Origin of the sequence: Bacillus sp. Nf3, assembly GCF_003028545.1 — a bacterium.
GTDB lineage: Bacteria > Bacillota > Bacilli > Bacillales > Bacillaceae > Bacillus > Bacillus safensis.
In genome coordinates, this window is sequence record NZ_PYUA01000069.1 from 1 (window position 1) to 583 (window position 583).

At 66.0% G+C, this 583-nt stretch carries 1 protein-coding gene; it reads right to left on the bottom strand.

Going from position 1 to position 583, the window contains the following annotated elements; genetic code table 11:
* Window positions 1-11: 11 nt before the first annotated feature.
* The coding region (locus tag C9414_RS20880) for a helix-turn-helix domain-containing protein (protein ID WP_107164304.1) at window positions 12-583 on the bottom strand (572 nt) is incomplete at its 5' end.

Below are 583 nucleotides of genomic sequence, written 5' to 3' on the forward strand. Positions count from 1 at the left end.
CAGCAGGTGGCTCAGGCCAGCGCAGGCTCGCCGACGTTGCCACCGATACGGGCCCGGTAGGCGCGCGGCGAGAAACCGGTTTCAGCCTTGAACTTGCGGGTGAAGGCGCTCTGGTCGCTGAAACCGCAGGCCTGGCCGATGCAGGCGATGCTGTCGTCGCCATGCAGCAGGTGCATGGCCATCTGGATCCGCAGCCGGGTCAGCACCTGCTGCGGGGTCATCTGGAATACCTTGCGGAAGCTGCGCTCCAGCTTGGACAGCGAAAAGCCGGTGATGTCCAGCAGGGTCTGCATGCGCACGTTCTCGGCGTAGTGCGCGTTGAGATGGGCCAGAGCCAGCCGCAGCTGCTCGTACTGGCTGCCCAGGCTGTCCTTCTGGCCGAGGTCGCGGGAAATGCCGATCAGGCCCTCGATGGCCCCATCGACCACCAGCGGACGCTTGCAGGTCAGGCACCAGCCCGGTTCGCGGTTGGCGAACAGATGCAGTTCCATCAGGTTCTCGATGACCTCGCCGGACAGCACGCGGGCGTCCTGGTCCACGTAGTCCGCGCTCAACCCGGTCGGGTAGATCTCCGCCGCGGTAC